This is a genomic window from Bacillus sp. UNCCL81, from assembly GCF_900112535.1.
Taxonomy (GTDB): domain Bacteria; phylum Bacillota; class Bacilli; order Bacillales; family Bacillaceae_G; genus Gottfriedia; species Gottfriedia luciferensis_B.
The window spans coordinates 263,981-286,932 of the sequence record NZ_FOMF01000003.1 but is presented as its reverse complement, the minus strand read 5'-3'; the positions used below and the strand labels follow the sequence as shown (position 1 = coordinate 286,932).

General features: G+C 31.0%; 22 protein-coding genes. 5 read left to right on the top strand and 17 right to left on the bottom strand.

Annotated elements, in window-relative coordinates:
• Window positions 1-40 precede the first annotated feature (40 nt).
• The 6 genes from BM319_RS07160 to BM319_RS07135 form a co-directional block, all read right to left on the bottom strand.
• Window positions 41-778 carry a GntR family transcriptional regulator gene (locus BM319_RS07160; RefSeq protein WP_069035518.1) on the bottom strand — a complete coding sequence of 246 codons (738 nt, stop codon included), beginning with the start codon at window positions 776-778 and terminating at the stop codon, window positions 41-43.
• Window positions 778-1,488: a glucosamine-6-phosphate deaminase gene (gene nagB, locus BM319_RS07155; protein ID WP_069035517.1), complete on the bottom strand. Its 711-nt coding sequence runs from the start codon at window positions 1,486-1,488 to the stop codon at window positions 778-780. The genes BM319_RS07160 and nagB overlap by 1 nt, the downstream gene beginning before the upstream one ends.
• Window positions 1,485-2,621 carry an N-acetylglucosamine-6-phosphate deacetylase gene (nagA, locus tag BM319_RS07150; RefSeq protein ID WP_091022034.1) on the bottom strand — a complete coding sequence of 379 codons (1,137 nt, stop codon included), beginning with the start codon at window positions 2,619-2,621 and terminating at the stop codon, window positions 1,485-1,487. The genes nagB and nagA overlap by 4 nt, the downstream gene beginning before the upstream one ends.
• A 206-nt stretch (window positions 2,622-2,827) precedes the next feature.
• Entirely contained in the window at window positions 2,828-3,715 is an 888-nt protein-coding gene (locus tag BM319_RS07145) for a ComEC/Rec2 family competence protein (RefSeq protein WP_091022032.1), read from the bottom strand.
• Window positions 3,716-3,894: 179 nt separating this feature from the next.
• Window positions 3,895-4,716 (bottom strand): HAD family hydrolase, encoded by an 822-nt coding sequence (locus BM319_RS07140; protein ID WP_091022030.1) that lies wholly within the window; start codon window positions 4,714-4,716, stop codon window positions 3,895-3,897.
• A gap of 10 nt (window positions 4,717-4,726) precedes the next feature.
• Window positions 4,727-5,455 carry a hypothetical protein gene (locus BM319_RS07135; RefSeq protein WP_091022028.1) on the bottom strand — a complete coding sequence of 243 codons (729 nt, stop codon included), beginning with the start codon at window positions 5,453-5,455 and terminating at the stop codon, window positions 4,727-4,729.
• 296 nt (window positions 5,456-5,751) lie between these two features.
• Here BM319_RS07135 and deoD point away from each other — a divergent pair, with 296 nt between their 5' ends.
• Entirely contained in the window at window positions 5,752-6,459 is a 708-nt protein-coding gene (deoD, locus tag BM319_RS07130; RefSeq protein WP_069035513.1) for a purine-nucleoside phosphorylase, read from the top strand.
• A 218-nt stretch (window positions 6,460-6,677) separates the two neighbouring features.
• Entirely contained in the window at window positions 6,678-7,091 is a 414-nt protein-coding gene (locus BM319_RS07125) for a disulfide oxidoreductase (RefSeq protein ID WP_069035512.1), read from the top strand.
• Here the strand turns inward: BM319_RS07125 and BM319_RS07120 are convergent.
• Window positions 7,088-7,936, bottom strand: coding sequence for a DUF72 domain-containing protein (locus tag BM319_RS07120; RefSeq protein WP_091022026.1), 849 nt, complete (start codon window positions 7,934-7,936; stop codon window positions 7,088-7,090). The two genes, BM319_RS07125 and BM319_RS07120, sit on opposite strands and share 4 nt — an antisense overlap.
• 126 nt (window positions 7,937-8,062) lie before the next feature.
• Here BM319_RS07120 and BM319_RS07115 point away from each other — a divergent pair, with 126 nt between their 5' ends.
• On the top strand, window positions 8,063-9,286 hold the full coding sequence (locus BM319_RS07115) for a two-component system sensor histidine kinase NtrB (protein ID WP_091022024.1): 1,224 nt from the start codon (window positions 8,063-8,065) through the stop codon (window positions 9,284-9,286).
• 544 nt (window positions 9,287-9,830) lie between these two features.
• Here the strand turns inward: BM319_RS07115 and BM319_RS07110 are convergent.
• The 6 genes from BM319_RS07110 to BM319_RS07085 form a co-directional block, all read right to left on the bottom strand.
• Complete coding sequence (locus BM319_RS07110) at window positions 9,831-10,799, bottom strand: quinone oxidoreductase family protein (protein WP_069035509.1); 969 nt, start codon at window positions 10,797-10,799, stop codon at window positions 9,831-9,833.
• An 18-nt stretch (window positions 10,800-10,817) separates the two neighbouring features.
• Complete coding sequence (gene nrdF / locus BM319_RS07105; RefSeq protein ID WP_069035508.1) at window positions 10,818-11,786, bottom strand: class 1b ribonucleoside-diphosphate reductase subunit beta; 969 nt, start codon at window positions 11,784-11,786, stop codon at window positions 10,818-10,820.
• 159 nt (window positions 11,787-11,945) lie between these two features.
• Complete coding sequence (nrdE, locus tag BM319_RS07100) at window positions 11,946-14,030, bottom strand: class 1b ribonucleoside-diphosphate reductase subunit alpha (protein WP_091022021.1); 2,085 nt, start codon at window positions 14,028-14,030, stop codon at window positions 11,946-11,948.
• Window positions 14,017-14,376 carry a class Ib ribonucleoside-diphosphate reductase assembly flavoprotein NrdI gene (nrdI, locus tag BM319_RS07095; RefSeq protein WP_069035506.1) on the bottom strand — a complete coding sequence of 120 codons (360 nt, stop codon included), beginning with the start codon at window positions 14,374-14,376 and terminating at the stop codon, window positions 14,017-14,019. Before nrdI ends, nrdE begins: the two co-directional genes overlap by 14 nt.
• A gap of 358 nt (window positions 14,377-14,734) precedes the next feature.
• On the bottom strand, window positions 14,735-14,929 hold the full coding sequence (ykzS, locus tag BM319_RS07090; RefSeq protein WP_069035505.1) for a protein YkzS: 195 nt from the start codon (window positions 14,927-14,929) through the stop codon (window positions 14,735-14,737).
• Between the two features lie 92 nt (window positions 14,930-15,021).
• Window positions 15,022-15,330 carry a spore germination protein GerW family protein gene (locus BM319_RS07085; RefSeq protein WP_091022019.1) on the bottom strand — a complete coding sequence of 103 codons (309 nt, stop codon included), beginning with the start codon at window positions 15,328-15,330 and terminating at the stop codon, window positions 15,022-15,024.
• Window positions 15,331-15,505: 175 nt separating this feature from the next.
• Here BM319_RS07085 and BM319_RS07080 point away from each other — a divergent pair, with 175 nt between their 5' ends.
• Window positions 15,506-15,691 (top strand): YkvS family protein, encoded by a 186-nt coding sequence (locus BM319_RS07080; RefSeq protein ID WP_069035503.1) that lies wholly within the window; start codon window positions 15,506-15,508, stop codon window positions 15,689-15,691.
• A gap of 214 nt (window positions 15,692-15,905) precedes the next feature.
• On the opposite strand, the gene BM319_RS25010 is transcribed toward BM319_RS07080, so the two are convergent.
• Window positions 15,906-16,016: a DUF6254 family protein gene (locus BM319_RS25010; protein ID WP_235832784.1), complete on the bottom strand. Its 111-nt coding sequence runs from the start codon at window positions 16,014-16,016 to the stop codon at window positions 15,906-15,908.
• 216 nt (window positions 16,017-16,232) lie between these two features.
• On the opposite strand from BM319_RS25010, the gene BM319_RS07075 reads away from it, so the two are divergent.
• Window positions 16,233-19,310 (top strand): efflux RND transporter permease subunit, encoded by a 3,078-nt coding sequence (locus BM319_RS07075; RefSeq protein WP_091022017.1) that lies wholly within the window; start codon window positions 16,233-16,235, stop codon window positions 19,308-19,310.
• A gap of 314 nt (window positions 19,311-19,624) precedes the next feature.
• Here the strand turns inward: BM319_RS07075 and BM319_RS07070 are convergent, their stop codons facing one another.
• From BM319_RS07070 to BM319_RS07060, 3 genes are all read right to left on the bottom strand, one after another.
• Window positions 19,625-21,319, bottom strand: coding sequence for a M3 family oligoendopeptidase (locus BM319_RS07070; RefSeq protein ID WP_069035501.1), 1,695 nt, complete (start codon window positions 21,317-21,319; stop codon window positions 19,625-19,627).
• 759 nt (window positions 21,320-22,078) lie between these two features.
• Window positions 22,079-22,525, bottom strand: coding sequence for a MarR family winged helix-turn-helix transcriptional regulator (locus BM319_RS07065; RefSeq protein WP_025671754.1), 447 nt, complete (start codon window positions 22,523-22,525; stop codon window positions 22,079-22,081).
• 74 nt (window positions 22,526-22,599) lie between these two features.
• Window positions 22,600-22,791 carry an aspartyl-phosphate phosphatase Spo0E family protein gene (locus BM319_RS07060; protein ID WP_025671755.1) on the bottom strand — a complete coding sequence of 64 codons (192 nt, stop codon included), beginning with the start codon at window positions 22,789-22,791 and terminating at the stop codon, window positions 22,600-22,602.
• Between the last annotated feature and the right edge of the window lie 161 nt (window positions 22,792-22,952).

Below are 22,952 nucleotides of genomic sequence, written 5' to 3'. Positions count from 1 at the left end.
TCTAACAATTAAAAAAAGAGTGCTTAAAAAAGCACTCTTTTTAACGGTCTATATCAATAGTAAAACGATAGCGATCAGCTCGGTAAATACAGCTTACATATTCAAGTGGGATACCCTCATTAATAAACGTTACTTGGTGTAATTCTAATGCAGGAGAATCCTCCGCTACCTCAAGAATTAATGAATCTTTTTCTGTCATTAAAGATGCTTTAATCCATTTTGTGGCTTTTTTAATTGAATAACCTAATGTAACTTCAAAATATTCATATAAGGAATGATTCAATACTTTTTCATCAATTCGATTTACTAATTTTTTTGGCAGGTATGTTGTTTCGATTGCAATTGGATGATCATTTGCTAAACGACATCTCTCAATTTTAAAAATTTCAGAACCACTTTCAATTGATAACACTTCGGACAAATATTCATCAGCTTCAATCGTAGAAAAGCCAAGTAGTTTATTTGTAGGGGTCAATCCTATGGATGTTATATCCTCAGAAAAACTCCTTAATGATTTTAGTGATTCCTCAACTTCAATCCCATCTTTTACCGATACAAACGTCCCAATTCCACGTTTCCGACTTATTAATGATTCCTTTACAAGATTATTTAATGCTTGTCTTATTGTCATCCTGCTTACATTTAACATCTCACTCAATGTTTGCTCAGAGGGAATTCGCTCACCAGGCTTCCATTCTCCTGAGTTAATTTTAAGCTTTAAAATCTCTTGTATTTGAAAATAAATCGGTAACGGTGAATTTTTATCTAGTTTTAACATTATTTATTACAAAGTGAGTATGCTTCTTCATCAACAACAATCGTAACATTGTTGTGGTTTTGGAGTGCAGTAGCAGGACAGTTAATATCTAATTTTCCATTTAACATTTCCTTAACTGCTTCAGCCTTTTTGATGCCTGAAGCTACTAAAATAATTTCTTTCGCTCTCATAATAGAACCAATTCCCATCGTTACTGCATGTGTTGGGACATCTTCTTCGTTCTCAAAATAAATTTTATTTGCGTTACGAGTTGATTCAGTAAGCTCTACAATATGAGTAGGTGTATCGAATGGTGTACCAGGCTCATTAAATGCAATATGACCATTCTCACCAATTCCTAAAAGTTGTAAATCTACAGGATGCTTTTGTAGTAATTCCTCATAATTTTTACAAGCTTCTTCTAAATTTTTTGTATTTCCATTTGGTAAATGGTTTTCTTTAAAATTTAAATGGTTAAAAAGTTGTTCTGCCATGTAAGTGTGGTAGCTTGTTTGATCATCTTCAGCAAGTCCAACATATTCGTCCAGATTTACAGTAATGACGTTTGACACTTCTGGTTTATGAATACGGAAAAGTTCATAAATACCTAGTGGAGATCCACCTGTAGCTAATCCTAATGTGAATTCCGCTTTTCCTTCAAATGCCTTTACCATTTTTTCATATGCTACTTTTGAAATTTCTTCTGCATTTTTTACTACGATTACGTTCATAAAGTCACCTCATTCATATTTTTACCTTGTCTAGTTGTATCAATAACGAAGAAATCCGGAGTCATTTGCACAAAATCAGCGTCTTTACCTGGTTCTAATACACCCTTATGCTTAAGACCAAACTCTTCAGCTTGGTTTATTGATGTCATTTGTACTGCTTCTTCAGGACTACAGCCAGTAAATGCCATAATATTTCTGAATGCATCATCCATTTTCAAAATACTACCCGCTAGCGTTCCGTCTTCTAATCTTGCACTTTTATTTTTCACAAAAACAGGTTGTCCACCTAATTCATATTTGCCGTCTTCTAACCCTTTTGCTCTCATCGCATCAGTAATTACACTTATTTTTTTAGCACCTTTTAGGCGATAAGCAAGTTTTACCATATCAGGATGAATATGAATTCCATCAGGTATCATTTCTACCATTACTCGGTCATCAAGTAATACATGTCCAACTGTTCCTGCTTCACGATGATGCATTGGCCTCATTTGGTTGTATAAATGTGTCGCGTGGAATATATTTCTACCTTCAAAATCTGAACGGATTGCATCAGAGTGACCTACTGTGCCAACTACGTTTGTGCGTTCTAGCTCTTTTTCTAACTCTTTTGCACCTTCAACCTCAGGTGCATAAGTAACTAATTTGATTAATCCACCAGAAGCTTCTTGCCATTCTTTGAATAGTTCAACGTCGGGATTAATAATGTATTCTAAAGGCTGTGCTCCAGCTTTATTTTTATTAACAAACGGTCCTTCTAAATGAATATATTCAAAGTGAGCACCAAGTTTTTTAGCCTCGTTTAAAGACTTTAAAGCATTTTTAATATTTTCTTTAGATTGTGTCATTGTAGTCGGGAAGAATGTTGTTACCCCTTCCTTCATCATTTCTTTACTCATCGTTACCATTGAGTTTGGATCAGCATCCATTGCATCGACATCATATGCTCCATGAATATGGACATCAATCATTCCAGGAATAATAACTGTTCCTTTTCCTTCAATTATTTCTTCACCTGCATTTTCATAACCATTCATATGACCAACAGAAGAAATTTTTTCATCGTATCGAATATAACCATCTTCAATTACTTCTGTACCTGTATAAATTTTTACATTAATAATTGATTTCATTTACTCTCCTCTTTCCTTTGCTTAAGAAGTCTTCGCCAATACCCCTAATATAGAAAGTAGTGTTTACTTAATCATCTTTCACATTCATTTATATAAGTACCTTGATTTCTTCATAACTATTTTATGATATATACTCCTAGTTGTCTATACTACTTATGAACAATTAACAAAAACGTCACAAATAAAGAAGTATTGGTTCCTGTCCTTCAAGGATCTACCAATACTTCTTCTTTTTCAATATATAAACTATGACCATTTGTTGATAATTCGATATCTCCGTATTGGTCCGTTGTATATTGTTTAATTCCTAGGTGATTTAACCTCTTCATTACTGACCGATGTGGATGACCAAATAAGTTAAATTTATCATATGAAAGGATTGCGACTGTAGGATTTACAGCAAATAAAAACGCTTCTGAAGTTGATGTTGATGATCCATGATGCGGAATTTTTAGTACTTGAGCATTGATATTCTCATTTTTAATTAATCTTTTTTCAGTTTGTCTTTCAATATCACCAGTTAATAAAATTGAAATGTCATTATATTTAACCTTCAATACAATTGAACTGTTATTATTTGTATACGTTTTTTTCCCGCTATTTAAAACCGTAATATCTACATTAGGGTCAAGCATTACTTTTTCATTTAACCTTGCGATACTAATTGGAATATTCTTCTGGTACGCTTCTTTCTTATATAAATAATAAGAATGTGAATTATATTTTTTTCCACTATCCAATATTTTTGTTACCTTAACTTTATTCATTACTTTTAATAACCCACCAATATGATCGATATCTGGATGCGTACTGACTAATAGATCTATCGCATTTATATGTAGTCGTCTCAGTTTTTTTATAACGACTCCTCCATGTTCAACATCTCCTCCATCGATCAGTACAGTCTTACCATTGGGTAAAATCATAACCATGCTATCTCCTTGACCTACATCAAAAAAATAAATTAATAACGGGTGAGTAATATAGCCGTAATTTGTTGTTCTTGCTTCACTATTTAAGTTATTACTAAAAAAAGCAGTAAAAAAAATAAAGATAGAAAATATGAGAGAGTATCGTTTTCGATTTTTGTTCATTCACACTTCCTCCTAACAATATTTTCTCATAGCCATTTCAAAAGTATGTATGATGCACATAAAAATAAGTTGGATATTGAGTATACTTCAAATTGAAATTGTGATTCAAATCAGTGTTAAAATTCAGTCCAATGCAAACAAAAAACTGTAAGCAATTTTTCGCTTACAGTTTTTTTTAGTTACTCAAATACTTCCTCTAGCTTTTTTACTACTAATAAGGAGTCACTAACTTGTATAGTCGTTTGATTTGTAATATAAACTCCGTGCATACCTAATTTTAAAGCAGGTGAAATTTCATTAATGAAATTATCACCGATTGATACAATTTCATGTGGCATAACATTGAACTTATTCATGATATTTTTAAAATGGTTTTCTGTTTCTAATGGCTTCTTACCATCCGTAATTTCTAGATGAAATAAATCATTTAAATTAAGTAACTTCAATAATCTAGTTACATCTTCTCGATCAGAGTTCGTTAACAATACTAATTTTTTTGAATCCTTAACTTTTTCTAAAGCCTCTTTTAATCCTCTTATATATGGAATATTAAACTCTTTTGTTGCCATATATTCTTTTGTTTTATCATAACAGTGATATACGTCTCTTGCACCGTAGTGATAACTTGCTACTAAAGGAATCCACCAACCATCACCTACTGGGATATATGGTAATTCATAATTAATCTTTTCAAGATAATTCTCTGGAAGTTCGTCTTTAGAAAGTAGCTGCCCTTCCCATGTAAATACTTGTATTGGCTTTAATGTAATTGGATCTAACGATATGATTAAATCTTTTTCTGAGTCATAAATTTTTCCAATTGTTAATGCATGGTCATAATCTTTTATTTTTTTATAATCCTTTAAAAAAGAATCACGCTTTTCTGAACTTATTTCATTAGTTAATAATTTCGCATAGTAATCGTAGTGCTCAGTACCATCATACAAAGTACCATCTAAATCAAAAACTAATACTTTTGAATTCATTAATAAATTATGCATTTCCAACTCCTTAGCTGTCTTTGTCTTTTACGTCTAAAATAAAATCAAATGATTTTTGCTCGTCATTTAATTTAAATTCATAAAATATTTTATACATACCTGCTTCAGGTAAATCAAGTTCATAGTTTACTTTTGAATGATTATTAGAATTACGAATTAACTTAAAATATGTTCCTTCTTCATTCATAATATAAAATTGCTGATCTGTAAATTTAGAACGTTTACTAAATTGATCAAAATCAAAGGTAATTTTACTCTTAGTTTTTGGAAGAATTGAAGTATATAGTAGGGATACTCTATAATCATCGGTCTTTTTCGTTAAAATAGCTGTCGGAAAAACTTCTTCTTTTCTGTCCTTTTGTTTTTGGAAAATTTTTGTATCAAGCGTTTGGTTATTTAAAAATATACTAACATAATATGGAGTGTCTTTCTTAAAGGAATATTTAAATGTAAATTGATTACTTCCATTATATACTGGTTCAATGACTTTATAAGATTTTAATTGATCTGTCGTAATAAATATCCTGATTTTTTCACGTTGTAACACATTCAAAGTTCTAGAGGTTACGGTTACTTCTTGTGATTTTTTTTTAGTCGTAAGATTCCATTTTACCTTTTGAACTTTTAGTTGGCTAACCTGGCTACCACTTGATAATATACTATGATTAACTAGGCGATTGCTAATTAATAGAATAATTAATATAGCTATACATAGAGCTGCTATAAAACGAGATTTCATAGATCATTCTCCCTTAACTAGTTATAATTAATTATTTTTAGTTATTTTAAGAAAGCTGGAATTTAATTGTAAACTCTTTCATTATTTTATCACCTGTGCAATAATTAAAATTCGCCATGAATTATCTGTATTGGTTAATTTTGTCTATGAATATTTCTATATTTAATATGTACTACGTCCATCTTACTTTTTCCTTTAAGTAGCATACAAATAAGAATGTTTTTTATTTAAATGTAGAAACTAACATACTGATAATGGATGGGCTATTTACACATAGTTTTAAGGAGGAACATTAAATGAGTATACATATTGGTGCCGAACAAGGTGCAATTGCTGATAAAATTCTATTACCTGGGGACCCATTAAGAGCAAAATATATCGCGGAAACATTTTTAGAGGATGTTGTTTGTTATAATGATGTACGTGGAATGCTTGGATTTACTGGTACATATAAAGGCCAAAAAATTTCCGTTCAAGGTACTGGAATGGGAGTACCTTCAATCGGTATTTATGTAAATGAACTGATTAATAGTTATGGTGTAAAAACTTTGATACGCGTTGGTACATGTGGTGGACTTCAAAAAGATGTAAAAATTCGTGATGTCATTATTGCGATGACGACTTGTACAGATTCAAATATGAATCGTCAAACATTCCCTGGTTTCGATTATTCTCCATGTGCTAGCTTTGATTTATTAAAGAAAGCGTATGATGGTGCAGTGAATAAAGGGTTAAATGTTAAAGTAGGAAATATTTTAACTTCAGATCTTTTCTATCGAGATAATATGGACATGTATGAAAAATTAGCTAATTATGGAGTTCTTGCTGTAGAAATGGAAACTACTGCATTATACACAATCGCAGCAAAACATAATGTAGATGCACTTACTGTTTTAACTGTAAGTGATCATATCTTCACTGGTGAAGAAACATCTGCACAGGAAAGACAAACTACTTTTAATGACATGATTGTCATCGCATTAGATGCAGCAATCGCTCAATAGATTTAAAAAAACCTGGGATTATGATCTCAGGTTTTTTAGCTTTTAAAATATACTTTTTATCAAAATAAAAAAAGCCCAGAATATTCTCTTTCCGGGCTCTTTAATACCTAAAATTTAAATTTCTAAAAAATTAGTGACCAAACGACGTTTTAATACCACTTTTCCTCCATTCAAAGGTACAATAGCTATATCGAAAATCAAATTAAGGATGGTAAGGAATGAAGAAACAGCAATCAATTTTATTTTTCACCTGGATTGTAAGTATTATTGCAACACTAGGTAGTTTATCATTTTCAGTAATTAATCATTGGACACCTTGTTCATTATGCTGGTATCAGCGAATTTTTATGTACCCAATCGTTTTTATATTAGGAATCGCTTTTTATAAAAATAAAATAAAAGATGTTATTTATGTTTTACCTTTATCATTAATAGGTATGTGTATTTCAATCTATCATATTTTAATTCAAAAAGTTCCTGCACTGAAGGAAACAGCAACCCAGTGTGGTCCGGTCCCTTGTACTGGCGATTATTTAAATTGGTTTGGATTCATTACAATTCCAATGTTGGCATTTGTTGCATTCCTACTTATTAATGTTTGCTGCATAACTCTTTTACGAAAATCTAATTAAAATAATTCAAGCTGCTCGGTTGAGGATGGTCCAAATTCAATACCTAGCAGCTTCATTAATTGTTTAGCATTATCCGCTGCATCTCCACCAGAGTTATTATTAAACAGTATACAAATTTCTTTTGTGTTTTTTGATAACTGTTCAATTCGTTCTACCCATTCGTATAATTCTTCTTCATTATATCGATATAAATAACGTACTTCACGCCAATTATCTTGTCCATTATGATTCCATCCGTATTCATTTCGACCATGGAAACGGATTAAAGTTAAATTTGGATTCGTAGGATGTAATACGATAGGTATACTTCCATTACCCGCTTGTGGCTCATCACAAATTGAATGAATCCATCCTTCATCCTCCATAAACTTCAACGTTTGCTCATAAAACGTAGGATAGAACCATGTCTGATTACGAAATTCTAAAATTGCAGGAAGACCTTTTAGTTTACTTTTCAAAGTTCTTAATAATTCAACATTTTCTTTTTTACAATTAAACCATGGTGGAAACTGAAATAATATACCTTTTAATTTATTCGCTTCAATTAAAGGCTGGATTGATTCCAAAAATGGCGTCAACAGTAAAATTTGTTCCTCTTTAGAATAGTTTTGCCTTGAATGGCCTGTGATTCCACCATACGCTTTAACGATAAATGAAAAGTCAGCTATTGTTTGATTTACCCATTTTTGATAGTTTGATTGTGGCATAATACTATAATAGGAAGAATCAATTTCAACAATTGGAAAATGCATACAATATTGTCTCAATTTTTTTGAAGAGTGAATCCGATCTGGGTATAAACTATCATGATCGCCCCACCCAGTAACTCCAATTTTTATTTCCATACTTCTCTCCCACTAGTTCTTTCATTACTAATTAATTATTTCTAATTTTCATTAAAATAAACGAATTAGTTTGATATAATGACTACAGTATAATCTTATTTTAGTAGAAATTGGAGTATAGTGTAAATGATTATCGAGACAGTACAAGAATTAAAGAATAAAATAACCGAGCTTGAAGAAAAAGTAAAATCGTATGAAACAATTTTAAATTCAATAACTTCCGGATCTATATTTTCAAATGAAACTCGTGAATTATCCAATTCAAATCATTTAACTAGAAATACAAGTTTATGTAATACAAATAATGAAACAATTCCATTACATACTAAATTCTCTAACTTTTTATCTAATAGTCGAAGAACTTTGCAATCCATCTACGATGCTTTACCGCATCACATAGTATTTATCGATAAAGATGGGATCATCACGCTATATAACCAACAAGTTGCAATTGATTTTAAAATTACTAAATACGAATTAATCGGACGGCATATTAGAAATTTATTAAAAATAGACGATAAAGACATTTGTTTACTACAAACACTTTATTCAGGTGAAGAATTTTATAATAAGGAAATTTTAAATATTAACTATGGCATTATCAATACCCGCATCATTCGTGATATTAATGGAGAAATTTCAAGAGTAATTGGTGTATTTCATAATTTAAACGAGGCAAGGGATTCTGAAAAGCTAGCAATGTCAGGTAGAATTGCTGCAGGTATAGCCCATGAAGTCCGCAATCCACTTACAACTGTTAGAGGTTATTTACAATTCTTGCAAGAAGAAGCTCCACCTCAATATAAACAATTGTTTAATGATTTATTGATTCCAGAATTAGATAGAGCAAATGGAATCATTACTGACTTTTTATCGATTACAAAGAATGCCAACTATAAACCAGAGCCTATTAATATCAATGATTTTTTATCGAATCACATAAAACAACTATTATTTAGCGAGACTGTTTTAAATAATGTTAATATTGAATACTACCTATCTGAGGAATTAATAGGAGCACATATTTTCTTTGATAAAAACCAACTTGTACAAGTTATTTTAAATTTATTTCATAATGCATTAGATGCAAAAAAAGATGGTCTGCTTACAATTATCATTTCAACTTATATTGATAAGGATTTTATTTATATCGCATTAAAAGATGATGGATCAGGAATTCCACCTTCCGATTTACCATATATATTTGATCCGTTCTTCTCAACTAAAGATGAAGGTACTGGACTAGGTTTACCTTTAACTAAAAAACTAATCCAAAATCATAACGGTACTATATGCGTAAAGAGCGATAATAATGGAACTACTTTTACAATTATATTACCAATTAAATAATTTTTTTCAGAGTGTTGAAATATAAAATGATTAATTGGTAAAACGGATGGTAAATCAAAATTTATTTAACGAGAAATGCTCTATTAATGGTTTTTAATGCTAATATGTTTAAGCAGTTTTATAATATCAACCAATAATTGTAATTGTTCATTCTTGAGAAGGAAAGATATTTAAGGCTAATTGTTAGAAAAACCAGGTTCAAATAAGTTATGTTCGATAGTAATTGACCTACTAACTGTTTAATAAAACAACTGGTAGTTTACTCTAAGTAAAGGCTATTTGATTAGAATTTATATTAGACTTTTTTTTGATGAATAAGTTGATTGGAACGGAGGGGTGCTCGACTCCTATGGGATTAGCGGGAAGGCTAAAGACCCCGCAGACTTGCCGAGGAGGCTAAAGAATCTCGCCCCATGGAAGCGAGTATCCTGTAGTGGAAATCAACATCACTTTACTCCTTTTACGAAAATTTGGTAATTTAATTGACAAAGTTGTTTTTCAACAGCGTGAAAAAGACCAAAACATCAAAGTTTTGGTCTTTTTATTAAACAGATAATATGATTTTCCCAGTTGATTTTCTACTTTCTAATAGATCATGAGCAAGCTTACCATCTTTTAAAGGAAACACAGTAGGTTGTTGTACGATTAATTGTTTAGTTGCGATCCAATTAAATAGCTCATTACTTCTACGTAGTCTCTCTTCTTTTGAAATTAGAACATTCCACAAGTCTCCACCAGTTAGTGTTTTTGAAGTATCCATTAGCATTCTAGGATCAATATGAACTGGATCCCCTCCAGCCATTCCATAAAATACAACTGTACCGTGAACTTTTGTTGCTTCAAAGCTATCCATTATTGTCGATCCTACTGATTCATATACAACATCTACACCATTTTTTTCTTTTGTAAACTCTTTTATTTGTGAAACCCAATTATCAGTATATAAAAATACTTCTTTCGCACCGATTGATAAAGCTTTTTCCCTTTTTTCTTGTGATGAAGTTAATCCGATTACCTCTCCACCTTTTAAAAGAATCATTTGAGTCAATAATTGACCAACACCACCTGCGACTGCATGAACAAGTGCAACATCACCTGATTTTATTTTATAACTATCATTAATTAAATAATGTGCAGTTAACCCTTGTAGCATAATTGACGCCGCAATTTCAAAATTAATTTCATCTGGAATTGGAACAATATGAGATTCCTTTGCAGCTACATATTCTGCATTTGAAAAAGGAACATCTGCAAACGCTACGCGATCTCCTACTTTATAGTCCGTTACATCCGAACCGACTTCGGTAATAATTCCAGAGCCTTCATACCCTAAAATATATGGAGGATCGCCTGCTAAATGATAATTTCCTTTACGACGATAGATATCTGCGAAATTAACACCTACAGCCTTCATTTCAACTAATACTTCATCTTTTGAAATTTTAGGTGTTGCTATTTCTTCGTATTTTAATACGTCTGATTGACCAAATTCTCTAAAAACAAGTGCTTTCATTTACATACTTCCTTACATTTAAAATTCAAAGACAAAATCCTCATCTGTTAATTTTTCCACTGTAACTGCTTTTACATACCCATTACCTTTAACAGAAAAGAAATCATGATTTTTAGTATCCGTTTTTAAACCATTTAAAACAATTGGATTGATATCTTCTTCATCAAAATAATAATCAAAACCTAAGTTCATTAACGCTTTGTTTGCATTATATCGAATAAACTTATTAACTTCATCTACTAAACCTATTGGAGAATAAATTTCTTCTGTATATTGTAACTCAATTTCATATAATTGAACTAATAATGACATTGTTTCATTGTAAAGTCGAGTTTTTTGTTCATCAGTAAATTGGTCATATATTTGTTGTGCTAATAGTCCTACAAATACACCGTGAATACTTTCATCTCGTAAAATTAGATTAATAATCTCACCACTAGCAGTCATTTTCCCTTGACCGGCTAAGTATAATGGGAAGAAAAACCCACTATAAAATAAGTAACTTTCTAAAAATACACTTGCAACCATTGCCATGTATAACTCTTCATCCGAAACATCACGCTTTAATAAATTTAAATAATATGAAGAAATTAATTCCGATTTTTTAGTTAAAATTGGATGCTTGTCCACCCATTTAAATAAATCTTCAATTTCATCTTCTGTAGCAAGAGTTGTAAAAATATGCGAATAGCTTTTCGCATGTACTTCTTCCATCGCACCCATGAAAGCTAGTACACTTTTTGCTTGTAAATTTTTAAGATGAACTAAGATTAAAGGCATACCTTCCCCGCCTTGCTTTGTATCTAATAATGTTAGACCACCTAAAACCTTTTTAAATGCTGATTGTTCCTCTTTTGATAATGTATTCCAAGTATTTTTATCAGATGAAACGACAATTTCTTCTTCAGTCCAAAACTGCGATAGATTTTGCTTCCAAAACACTAAACTAAAATCATCTTCTTTTTTATTCCAGTTAACAGCTTTCATTCATATTTCCCCCTAATCATAAAGAAAGCTCGATGATATAGAACAATATGCATAATGCATTCTATATTCGAGCTTTTCATTTTAGATCATTAAGTAATTTATTTTAGATTTCAATTTAGACTATTGAACTCCTTCTATACTAAAGTCCAATACTACTTTTTATACTGAACAACTAATACATTCTTCAACACTTAATTTACGAGTACGTGTGTAATATAAACTCTTTAATCCTTTTTTATTAGCATAAATATAGTATCTAGCAAGCTCTCGCGTTGAGATATCACTGTTTACATAAAGGATTGTACTAATACCTTGATCGACATGTTGCTGAATTTCAGCAATTAAGTCGATTAACTTAAATTGGTTAATATCATAAGCTGATTTATAATACCAGAAACTATTTTTTGATAAATATGGCATCGGATAATAAGTTGTTGAATTTGCGTACGTTCTAGATTCAATCACATTTACAATCGGCATCACCGATGAAGTAGCATTTTGAATGTAGCTAATCGATTGTGTAGGCGCGATTGCTAAACGATAGCTGTTATATAATCCATACGCTTGTACTTGCTTACTTAATGTAACCCAGTCAAATTCATTCGGGATATAGATCCCATTAAATAATTCCTTTACCTTATCTGTTTTAGGTTCAAATGATTTTGAAGTATACTTTTCAAAATAAGTACCTTTAGCATATTCACTCTTTTCAAAATCCTTAAATGTTTTACCAGTTTCTTTAGCGATTAGCATACTTTTTTCAATAGAATAAAAGTTTACCATCATAAAGAATGTATTCGCAAAATCTTTAGCCTCAACACTTTCATATGAAATTCCATTTTTCGCTAAAAATCCATGCAAATTCATTGCACCTAGACCAACCGAATGAAGTTCTTCATTTGCCTTTTTCACTGTAGGTGCATTCTCTATTTCCGTCATATCTGTTACAGCTGTTAATGCCTCAATTCCAACATGTACAGATTCTCTGATCGCTTTATTTTCCATTACGTTTACGATATTTAATGATCCTAAATTACAATTGACATCACGTTTGATTTGATCTTCTTCACCATAGTTATTGATGACTGATGTTTCTTGTAGTTGAAAAATTTCTGTACACAAATTAGACATTTTAATTTCGCCAATATCCTTTAATGCATGTTGCTTATTAGCATTACTTTTATACATTAAATATGGATAACCAGATTCTAACTGAATCGCAGCAATTTTTACTAAAAGATCACGTGCACTTAAATCTAGTTTTTTCTTTTTAACTCGCTCATTATTTAATAATTCTTCATATCTTTCATCTATATCAAAATCATCTAAATGAATTCCATATTCTTTATACACTGTATATGGTGCGAATACATAGAATGGTTCATTTTTTTCTGCTAGTTCAAAGAATTTATTTGGAACAATTAAACCGATTGATAGTGATTGAATTCTACTCTTCTCATCGGCATTGATTTTTTTTGTATCAAGAAATTCAACTACGTCCCAGTGGAAAATATTTAAATATGATGCACCAGCACCTTTACGTTGTCCAAGCTGGTTAGCATATGAAAATGAATCTTCTAATAGCTTCATAACAGGAACAACACCACTTGCAGCGTTATCAATTTCTTTAATTTGCTCTCCACGTGCTCTAAGTTTTGATAGATTTAGTGCAACACCACCGCCGATTTTTGACAATTGCATTGCTGTATTAATTTGAAATCCTATTGAATTTAAACTATCGTCCATTTCTAATAAGAAACATGACACCAATTCGCCTCTTCTACTTCTTCCAGCATTTAAGAAAGTTGGAGTAGCAGGCTGATAGTTTTGTTGAATCATCATTTTTGCTAATTTCAATGCTTTTTCAATATTGCCTCTTCCTAAATATAGTGCAACGATCGCAATTCGATCTTCATAACCTTCTAAGTAATTCTTTCCATCATTTGTTTTTAATGCGTAATCTTTAAAGAACTTTGATGCGGCCATATATGATTGAAAAGTGAAACCTGCATTGTATACTAACTCATATAATTTTTCTATTTCATCAAAGGAGTAATCCATCTCAACATTATAATAGTAGTTTTCTTGAATCATATAGTTTAAGCGTTCTTTTAAAGAAGAAAACTGAATCTTTTTATCTTCAACTTCTTTTAAGAAACAAAGAAGCGCTTCTTTATCTTTTGCGAGATCAAAAAAACCATCTTTTTTAATCGTCAATTCATTATTCAGCTCAATATGTCTCAAGCTTTTCCACTCCCTCAATAAAATATTGTACATCTCGACTTGTCCCTGACAGTTCAAACTTTGATAACACTGGAACTTGATAGTCTGATGCTATTTTATCTGCACTTGCTGCAAAAGAATCTCCCCAGTTTTTATTACCACTTGCACTGACTGCTTTTAAATACTTCGAATTACTCTTCAAAAAAGTACTTACGTTTTCAGGTACGTTACCAAATCCTGTAGTATAGGTTACGAGAATATACGGTACTTCAATTTTTAGTCCATCTTTTATTTGGATTGACGGCATTCTAACTTTATTGACAAATCGCTTAACATTGCCAGTCATTGAACTGTAAACTATCACCATATTATCACCCTCGTTAATATGTAAGAATATTGAAAATACTTATATTATATACCTACATATTGTATTACCTTTTTAGAACAAACACAACATATAGGTACTGAATTTAAAAAATAAACATTTCGACAATATGTCTCGAAATAAAACAATATATGAAATTTAACAAATTATGGAGAAGAGTGCAATAAAGTGTAAAACGATTTTTTTGTCAAATGAGGTCATAACATTTTCACAAAAAAAGTACTCATTAACACCTTGCGAAATAAGAAAAAAAGCTAAAAAAACTTTTTTTTTTCGCAAACTTTTAATGAGTACACGATTAAAATAATATTATTTTGACTTTAGATTTTAATAAATACAGTTAACTTCTCGCTTCTTCTAAGTAAGTATAAATTACATGGCCTCCATGCTGAGCGATTCCACGGAAGTGCTTAAAGTCATCTCGATTAACGATTATTTGTCTAAATGCTAAAAAATCATCTTTTGTAACGCTAATTTCTGAAATCTCACCTTTAACTAACTGATCAATCAAATTGATAAATTCATTTTGTTCCATATAATCACCCTTTATTATTTTGATCGTTTTTTTGATTGCTACAAGAAATAAACTTCAATCCTAACATTAACAAAGAATGTACTTAATGGAAACTAAATCGTTAAATCAAGAATTTTTTCTGTAACAGCTAAATTCATATTTTTATTATTTACTAAAATTACTTCACTTTTTCCATCTTTTAAAACTAAAAATGCTTTAGGAATTACTTCTATTCCTGTTCCAATACTCGCAAACTCGTATGATGAATGAGCTTCGCCTAGCGCTAAAATCATTTCAAAAAATGGTACTAAAATAATGTTTTCAAAAAATAAAATCGGATCACCTATAAGCGTATTACTACTAACCAAATTTTTAATTTCATTTGAAATTTCTACTTCAAACTCATCAAACCATTCTTTCAACAAACTAACCTCCTGAAAGTGCTACAACCATTTTTGCCTTTCAAAAGGTTTTTAAACATAATTTCTTATGAAAAAAGACAAAATTGTAAAAAAATTTAAATTTTCTCTTTACCTTTAAACCGTTTTCATGCATTATAGAAGGTGTCAAGTCAAAACTTTGTTAGGAGATACGCTCATGAAAATTGCAGAAGCAGGAAATATCATTGAGTTTAAACAGGGGTTGAAAGGTAGAGTACAAAAAGTTAATAAAAATTCTGTCATTGTTGACATATCCATAATGGAAAACTTCAGAGATTTAGAAATGGAACCGCTAACAGTCGTAAACCATAAAAATTATAAAATAGTAAGAACAGCAGAATAGTTTAAAAATAGTAGATTCTGCTTATATTCATATTTTAAAAGGTTCGAACTACATAGATTTCGATTCTATTAAAATTTCATTAGAATTTTTTACCAAATCAGTCTCAGGTCCCGTGTATATCACGGGACTTTTTTTTATGATTACAAATGAAAATGTGATAAGTGATCTTTACGAAAAAAATCTTGTACCATTCACTCTTTAGTAAAGGAGATGGCTATTTTGTTTCTTTGTCCAATTCTTTAAACGATTTTACTTTATCATGTGGCTGATGGTTCGACTTTCTTTCATTCCAAAATCGTTCCTTTTCTTTTTTTGATTTTGTCATTTTCATACCTCCTAAAATTAATCATTTCTTGCCATCTTATCATTTCACAAAAAATGAAAATCTATGTTAATTATTTTTAGAAGGATTGAGGAAGAAAATCGTATAAAATTTTAAGAGCTTTATCTTGAATGAGAGAAAAAACGCCATCAAAAGATTGAAAATTCACACTATACATATTTATCACTTTATCACGATCTATAGAAAGGAAGGTAGTTAATGAACTTTTTAACTAAATTTAGTTTAAAAAACTCTGTAGCAATATTTATTATTTCGTTTTTATTAATATTTGGAGGATTATATTCTTATTCAAAATTAAAAGTTGAAGAGCTTCCAAATATCGAATTTCCAGCAATCTCTGTTCAAGTTGTTTATCCTGGTACAGCACCAGATGATATAAATGAGCAGATTACAACAAAACTTGAAAATTCATTTAAATCAATCGAAGGTATAAAGACACTTTCAAGTTCTTCTTTCGAAAGCGTTTCTGTTATTAATTTAGAATTTCCATTTAATACGGATATGGATAAGGTTGAACAACAAATAAATACAACATTAAAGGATGCTGGATTACCTGAAAATGTAACAACAAAGGTAGACCGTTTTTCGTTTGGATCATTCCCTATTTATTATCTCTCTATGTTTTCAAAAGATGGTTCAAATATCGAAAAAACTTTAAATGACGAAATCGTACCAGCTTTAAATAAAATTGAAGGTGTAAACAGCGTTTCGATAGGTGGAGGAAAAACTACTTCCCTATTAATCGAAGTTGATAAGCAAAAAGTTGCAAATTTTGGGCTTTCTTTATCAAGTATAAAAGATCAAATTAATGCAAAATTCCTATCCTTCCCTGCTGGAAAAATAACTGATGGCGATATTAAAATTCCAATTCGGGTCGAAGAAAAATTAGATACACTGCAAAAACTAAAGGATTTAGAATTACAGCCTGCATCTTTTACTTCTACCGCGCAAAATCAAAATGCTCAAACTCCGAAAGTTTCATTAGGAGAAATCGCTAAAATTGAATCAGTAGATTCGAAAGATGAATTAATTCGTTATAACGAAAATGATGCTATTTCAATGGCAATAACGAAGAAGCAAGATGCAAATACAGTTGAAGTAGCTGACAAAGTAATTAACGTATTAGATAAGTACAAAAATGAAATTTCATATAAAGTGGGTTATAGTTCTGCTGAAGGCGTAAAGTCATCCGTTGAATCTTTAATTAAAGAAGGTTTATTAGGCGCATTATTCGCCTCTTTAGCAGTATTGATTTTCTTACGTAATTTCAGAGCTACATTTATTGCTATTATATCGATACCTTTATCATTATTAATTACATCGATTTTCTTGCTTAAATTAGATATAACATTAAATATTATGACCCTAGGTGGTATGGCAGTTGCAGTAGGGCGCGTAGTGGACGATAGTATCGTTGTAATTGAAAATATTTTCCGAAGAATACGTAAATCAAAAGAAGGCATTTCAAATAATTTAATTTTATCTTCAACAAAAGAAATATTAAAAGCAGTCACATCTTCTACTATTACTACAATTGTCGTTTTCTTACCTTTAGGTGTTGTAGGTGGATTTACTAGTAAAATATTCCTACCATTTGCTTTAACAATTGTTTTTTCTTTACTTGCTTCATTGTTAGTTTCGATTACGATCGTTCCAATTTTAGGTCGCTATGCATTTAAAAAAGTACCACCTGAAGAAAAAGAAGAAAAAATTCAAGTTTGGTATGGTAAAGTGATTGAAAAATCATTAAATCGCAAATGGATTATCATTATACTAGCTGTTGTATTACTTGCAGGTTCTTTCTCTTTAGTAGGTAGACTTGGTTTTACATTTATTCCAAATGAATCTTCACGATCAATCATTGCTTCATTAGAACTGCCATCCTCTACATCATTAGAAAAAACAAATGAAGTTTCATTAAAAATGGAAAAGATGTTCTTAAATATGAAACAAGTGAAAGAAGTTTCTACTGGTGTTGGTAGCCGTGACTTTATGACTGGCCTAAAAACTGAGAATAAAGCTAGTTATTTTATTAATTTAAAACAAAGTGCAGATGTTGATCAATTTATTAAAGATACAAAAAGTAAAATGGAGAAAGTAGCAGCTTCAGAAGTTCAAGGTGCTAAAGTAGGATTACAAGAAAACTCTTCTGGTGGTCCACCATCAAATAATAATGTTGACATCAATTTATATTCTAATAACTTAGTTGCACTTCAAGAAAGTGCAAAAAAAGTTGAAGATTATATGAAAAAGAATGATCACTTAAAATATGTTACGAATAATTTCTCTGAAAAACAAAAACAAGTTATTGTTTCAGTTGATGAGAAAAAAGTATCTGAAAACGGTCTATCCGCTGGCATGATCTTAGGTTTAGTTGCAGACCAAACAAATCCTGTCAATATGGGAACATTAAAAATCGATGGTAAAGACCAAAATGTGCAATTAACTTATAATAAAGAACTCCAATCCGTAGAGGATATTAAAAATATTAAATTGCTTGGTAAATTACGACCAATTAAATTATCAGATGTAGCCGAAGTTAAAGCCGTTGAAACATATTCTGCCATTCAAAAATTAGATGGCAAAGTATTTGCGAAGGTTTCTGCTCAAATAAAAGGAAAAGACATTGCAAAAGTAACAAATGAAGTAATCAATGATGTGAAAAAAGATGTAGACTTACCATCTGATGTAACTTTAAAAGGTGGCGGCGGTAGTGATGATACTACACAAACATTTAAAGACTTAGGTGTTGCGATGGGAGTTGCAATCGGATTAGTTTATTTAACGATGTTAATTACTTTTGGAAAAGCTCGAATTCCATTTATTATTTTATCAGCATTGGTATTTGTACCAATCGGTTCATTCGTTGCACTATTCCTAGCAGGCGAACCGCTTTCAATTAGTGTAATGATTGGTTTACTAATGTTAATTGGGATTGTGACAACAAATGCAATCGTACTAGTCGATCGAATTGGCCAAAATATAGAACGAAAAAGATTACCTCTTCGCCAAGCGATTATCGAGGGAGGTAAAACACGTCTAAGACCTATATTAATGACCGCATTTGCGACAATAGCTGCTTTATTACCTTTAGCATTAACAAAGTCTAGTGGTACACTTATTTCGAAAGGATTAGCTATAACAGTAATTGGTGGTTTAACTTCATCGACCTTATTAACACTAGTATTTATTCCGGTTGTATATGAATTGTTCTTTACCAAAAGAACAAAAAAGCATACTGATTCTGAGGAAACTGCCAAAGTAGTTAATAATTAATTTGAAGAGAAAGGTTAATCCTTTCTCTCAGACTGTTGACAAACGCTCGCTTTCTTCGTTACTTCGCCTGTCTGCGGTGCTCATTACCGTCTAGGGTAACTCCGCTCCTCACCAGGCTTCGTGCCTCGAAAGACAAGCGCTTGCAATCAGTCTGAAAATCAAGTTTAAAGTACTTTGTCTACACACTGAGAGAAAGGTTAATCCTTTCTCTTTTTGCTTTTATCTTTAATTGTCCTTTATCGGCCAAAGAATCATTTCCTCATCATTTCTAGCCAAAATAAAAACTCCGACTTTTAAAAAGTCGGAGTAAATCCTTATAAATTTTGATCGTTAACTCCTGCTAGCCATTTTCTAACAGGTTCTAGTGTTTGTTCAATACAGCCATCATTAAATGGAGATTCAAGTTTAGCCTCTTTTACTAAGCCTAAAAATGATTTACTTCCCCCTAATTGGCAAAGTCCAACATAATCGGACCACGCTGAATTTCGGTCTTCATGCATTTTATTCCAAAATTGTAATGCACAAATTTGAGCTAATGTATAGTCAATATAATAGAATGGTGATTGGTAAATATGCCCTTGTCTTTGCCATAAACCACCCTTTTCTAAATAACTATTTCCATCATTTGCTCGATGAGGTAAATACTTTTCTTCAATGCTCTTCCAAAGTCCGTGACGTTCCTCAGGTGTTAAGTCTGGATTTGCGTAGATTTCATGCTGGAATTCATCTACTGCCACACCATAACTAATAAATGTAATTGCACTACTTAAATGTGTAAAATAATATTTTTGCGTATCTTCCTTAAAGAATTCTTCTTGCCAAGGCCATGTGAAAAATTCCATACTCATTGAATGAATCTCACACGCCTCAAAAGTTGGCCAGTTATACTCAGGTGTTTCAAATTTACGACTTTCATAAACCTGGAATGCATGACCAGCTTCATGTGTTAATACGTCAATGTCACCAGATGTTCCATTGAAATTCGAGAAAATAAAAGGAGCTTTATAGTTTGGAATATAAGTACAATATCCCCCACCTTGTTTTCCTTCCTTTGCAACTAAGTCTAGTAAATTTTCTTTTAACATAAAATTGAAAAATTCACTTGTTTCATTCGATAATTCATCATACATTTTTTTACCATTCTCAATAATCCATTCAGGATTACCTTTTGGTGTTGCATTACCAGTTACAAATTCGAATTTATCGTCATAGTAATAAAGTTGTTCTACACCGATTCGATTTGCTTGTCGTTCTCTTAATTCGGTAGCAATTGGAACAATTGTTTCAAGAACTTGCTCTCTAAACTTCTTAACATCATTTGCATCGTAATCCGTTCTCATCATACGAGCATATCCAAGTTCAATAAAGTTTGAGAAACCAAGTTTGTTTGCAATACGAGTTCGGATTTTTACTAATTTATCGTAAATCTCATCAAATTTATCTTGATTCTCCGAGAAGTATCCAAAGTATGTATCGTAAGCTGTCTTTCTAACCTCTCGATCTTTATCCTCAAAATGTGCTGAAATTTGTGCTAACGTTTTCACTTCACCATAAAACGGAAGTTTAGCAGCCGCTACTAACTTAGCGTATTCAGTCGTTAGTTTATTTTCTTCCTGTAAATCCGGAATTACTTCTTCACTTAGAATTTTCACTTCACATTCAGCTAAAGCAAATAATTGCTGGCCATATTTTTCTTCAAGTTGCTCTCTAAACGGAGAACCGATTAATGCTTTATAATATTGTTGCCCATATGATTGAACAATTGGAGTGTTCTCATCAAAAAATGCTTGCTCATCCTCATAAAACTTATCGTTTGTATCAACTGAATGGCGAACTGCACATAAATTTTCCATTGTTGAAAATTCATTTCTTAAATCATTGATTTCATTCATTGCTAATTCTTGTTCATAGACCGTTGAAGCATCATAAAAATTTTGTAGTGAACGTTTAAACTGTTCTCCAAAGTTCTTAATATTTGGTCTAGAATACTGGTAATCTTGAAAACCCATGTTAATCCCTCCATTTTTTGTGATATTGCTATTATATATAAAATCTTCCTGTAAAAAAACCTAAATCTAAATAAATTTCTGAAAATTTAAAAATTATTCACTTAGAATCTACCTATAAAATTGCAGAGATACTAGTTTTCACTAGCATAAATAGATGTTTAATAAAAAATTTAAATTTGAAAATAAAAAAGCTCCATCACATAAGAGCTTTTTAAGAGTGTTGGAAATGGTGAATAGAGAAAACGGAGATTATATGAACATTATTGATGATTAAATTTGCACTTTAGATAATCTATTAGAATTTATTAAATGTTAATATGTTCGAGCAATTTTATTTTTCCAACACATACTAGGAAAGATTTTTTTCAGAAGTTAAAAATATAATCTAATTTTTTGAATAACAAGTTCATTTGATTGGTTTATAAATAAAAGTTCGTTCTAAATTGACCTATAAAATGGTTTAAAAAAAAATTCTTATGTTTAAGTTACTCTAAGTAAAGGCTACTTGATTAGGTTTTTATTGTAGACTTTTTTTGATGAATAAGTTGATTGGAATGGAGGGATGCTCGACTCCTATGGGATTAGCGGGAAGGATGAGACCCCACAGGCTTGCCGAGGAGGCTCAGGTCTCGCCCCATGGAAAGCGAGCATCCTGTAATGGAAATCAACCTCATTAAACCTCCTTTTACGAAAATTCGGTAATTAATAGAAAAGATAGTTTTTAACAACGTAAAAAAAGCCCCATCAAATGAGAGCTTTTTAGTTAGACCCATGGTATCCAATTTTCTTCAATAAGTGAATTAAGAAATTTTTTTCTTCATTAGATAGATCACTCATTTGCTCATGTAAAAATTCTTCGTGCATTGGAAATATTTCTTCCATCAGTTTATTTCCACTTTCAGTTATTTCTGCATAAATTACACGACGATCTGCACTACAAGGATTTCGATAAACTAGACCTTTTTTTTCAAGTTTATCTACAACATAAGTAATACTACCACTAGCAATTAATATTTTTTCTCCAATATGTTGAAGTGGTTGATTTCCTTTATGATACAAGAGCTCAAGCACTGCAAATTCAGTTGGATTTAAATTAAAACTAGCAATTGATTTGTTTGCAGAATCATTTATCTTTCTATGAGCTCGCGATAAAACAATAAATAGCTTTAAAGATAGCTCTATATCTTTTCTATTTGTCTCTTCCATAATAAAACCCCTTCAATTTCTTTTACATAACTCATTCTATATTATTATTTTACACTTATTAATCAAACTTAAGATTATTTCAATGAAAATGACTTATTTAATTCCGATAGCAATTTTTTTTGGTATGAAATAATTAACTCGTCCAATTCTTGACTGGCCTTTAAGGTCAAATGTTCGTTAAGCCCTTTAGTTTCCGCAAAAAATACCATTTCTTCCCTTTTTAATGAAATAGATAATAATAAACGGCTGAGTTGATATTCATTCATTAGACTGATTCCCTTCTACAGGATGTTTTTTAACAAACCTTTTTCATTCATAATCGAATTAATTTCTATTATTCATTCTATCTAAATTATTTAAAATAGATACAATATGAAACCTACTAAGCAAAATTACCTAGTAGGTTTATTTTTTTTATGAAATAGCG

Coding starts and splice junctions, on each gene's coding strand:
- BM319_RS07160 (WP_069035518.1), bottom strand. CDS start 778: ATGTTAAAACTAGATAAAAATTCACCGTTACCGATTTATTTTCAAATA.
- nagB (WP_069035517.1), bottom strand. CDS start 1,488: ATGAACGTAATCGTAGTAAAAAATGCAGAAGAAATTTCAAAAGTAGCA.
- nagA (WP_091022034.1), bottom strand. CDS start 2,621: ATGAAATCAATTATTAATGTAAAAATTTATACAGGTACAGAAGTAATT.
- BM319_RS07145 (WP_091022032.1), bottom strand. CDS start 3,715: ATGAACAAAAATCGAAAACGATACTCTCTCATATTTTCTATCTTTATT.
- BM319_RS07140 (WP_091022030.1), bottom strand. CDS start 4,716: ATGCATAATTTATTAATGAATTCAAAAGTATTAGTTTTTGATTTAGAT.
- BM319_RS07135 (WP_091022028.1), bottom strand. CDS start 5,455: ATGAAATCTCGTTTTATAGCAGCTCTATGTATAGCTATATTAATTATT.
- deoD (WP_069035513.1), top strand. CDS start 5,752: ATGAGTATACATATTGGTGCCGAACAAGGTGCAATTGCTGATAAAATT.
- BM319_RS07125 (WP_069035512.1), top strand. CDS start 6,678: ATGAAGAAACAGCAATCAATTTTATTTTTCACCTGGATTGTAAGTATT.
- BM319_RS07120 (WP_091022026.1), bottom strand. CDS start 7,936: ATGGAAATAAAAATTGGAGTTACTGGGTGGGGCGATCATGATAGTTTA.
- BM319_RS07115 (WP_091022024.1), top strand. CDS start 8,063: ATGATTATCGAGACAGTACAAGAATTAAAGAATAAAATAACCGAGCTT.
- BM319_RS07110 (WP_069035509.1), bottom strand. CDS start 10,799: ATGAAAGCACTTGTTTTTAGAGAATTTGGTCAATCAGACGTATTAAAA.
- nrdF (WP_069035508.1), bottom strand. CDS start 11,786: ATGAAAGCTGTTAACTGGAATAAAAAAGAAGATGATTTTAGTTTAGTG.
- nrdI (WP_069035506.1), bottom strand. CDS start 14,376: ATGGTGATAGTTTACAGTTCAATGACTGGCAATGTTAAGCGATTTGTC.
- ykzS (WP_069035505.1), bottom strand. CDS start 14,929: ATGGAACAAAATGAATTTATCAATTTGATTGATCAGTTAGTTAAAGGT.
- BM319_RS07080 (WP_069035503.1), top strand. CDS start 15,506: ATGAAAATTGCAGAAGCAGGAAATATCATTGAGTTTAAACAGGGGTTG.
- BM319_RS25010 (WP_235832784.1), bottom strand. CDS start 16,016: ATGACAAAATCAAAAAAAGAAAAGGAACGATTTTGGAATGAAAGAAAG.
- BM319_RS07075 (WP_091022017.1), top strand. CDS start 16,233: ATGAACTTTTTAACTAAATTTAGTTTAAAAAACTCTGTAGCAATATTT.
- BM319_RS07070 (WP_069035501.1), bottom strand. CDS start 21,319: ATGGGTTTTCAAGATTACCAGTATTCTAGACCAAATATTAAGAACTTT.
- BM319_RS07065 (WP_025671754.1), bottom strand. CDS start 22,525: ATGGAAGAGACAAATAGAAAAGATATAGAGCTATCTTTAAAGCTATTT.
- BM319_RS07060 (WP_025671755.1), bottom strand. CDS start 22,791: ATGAATGAATATCAACTCAGCCGTTTATTATTATCTATTTCATTAAAA.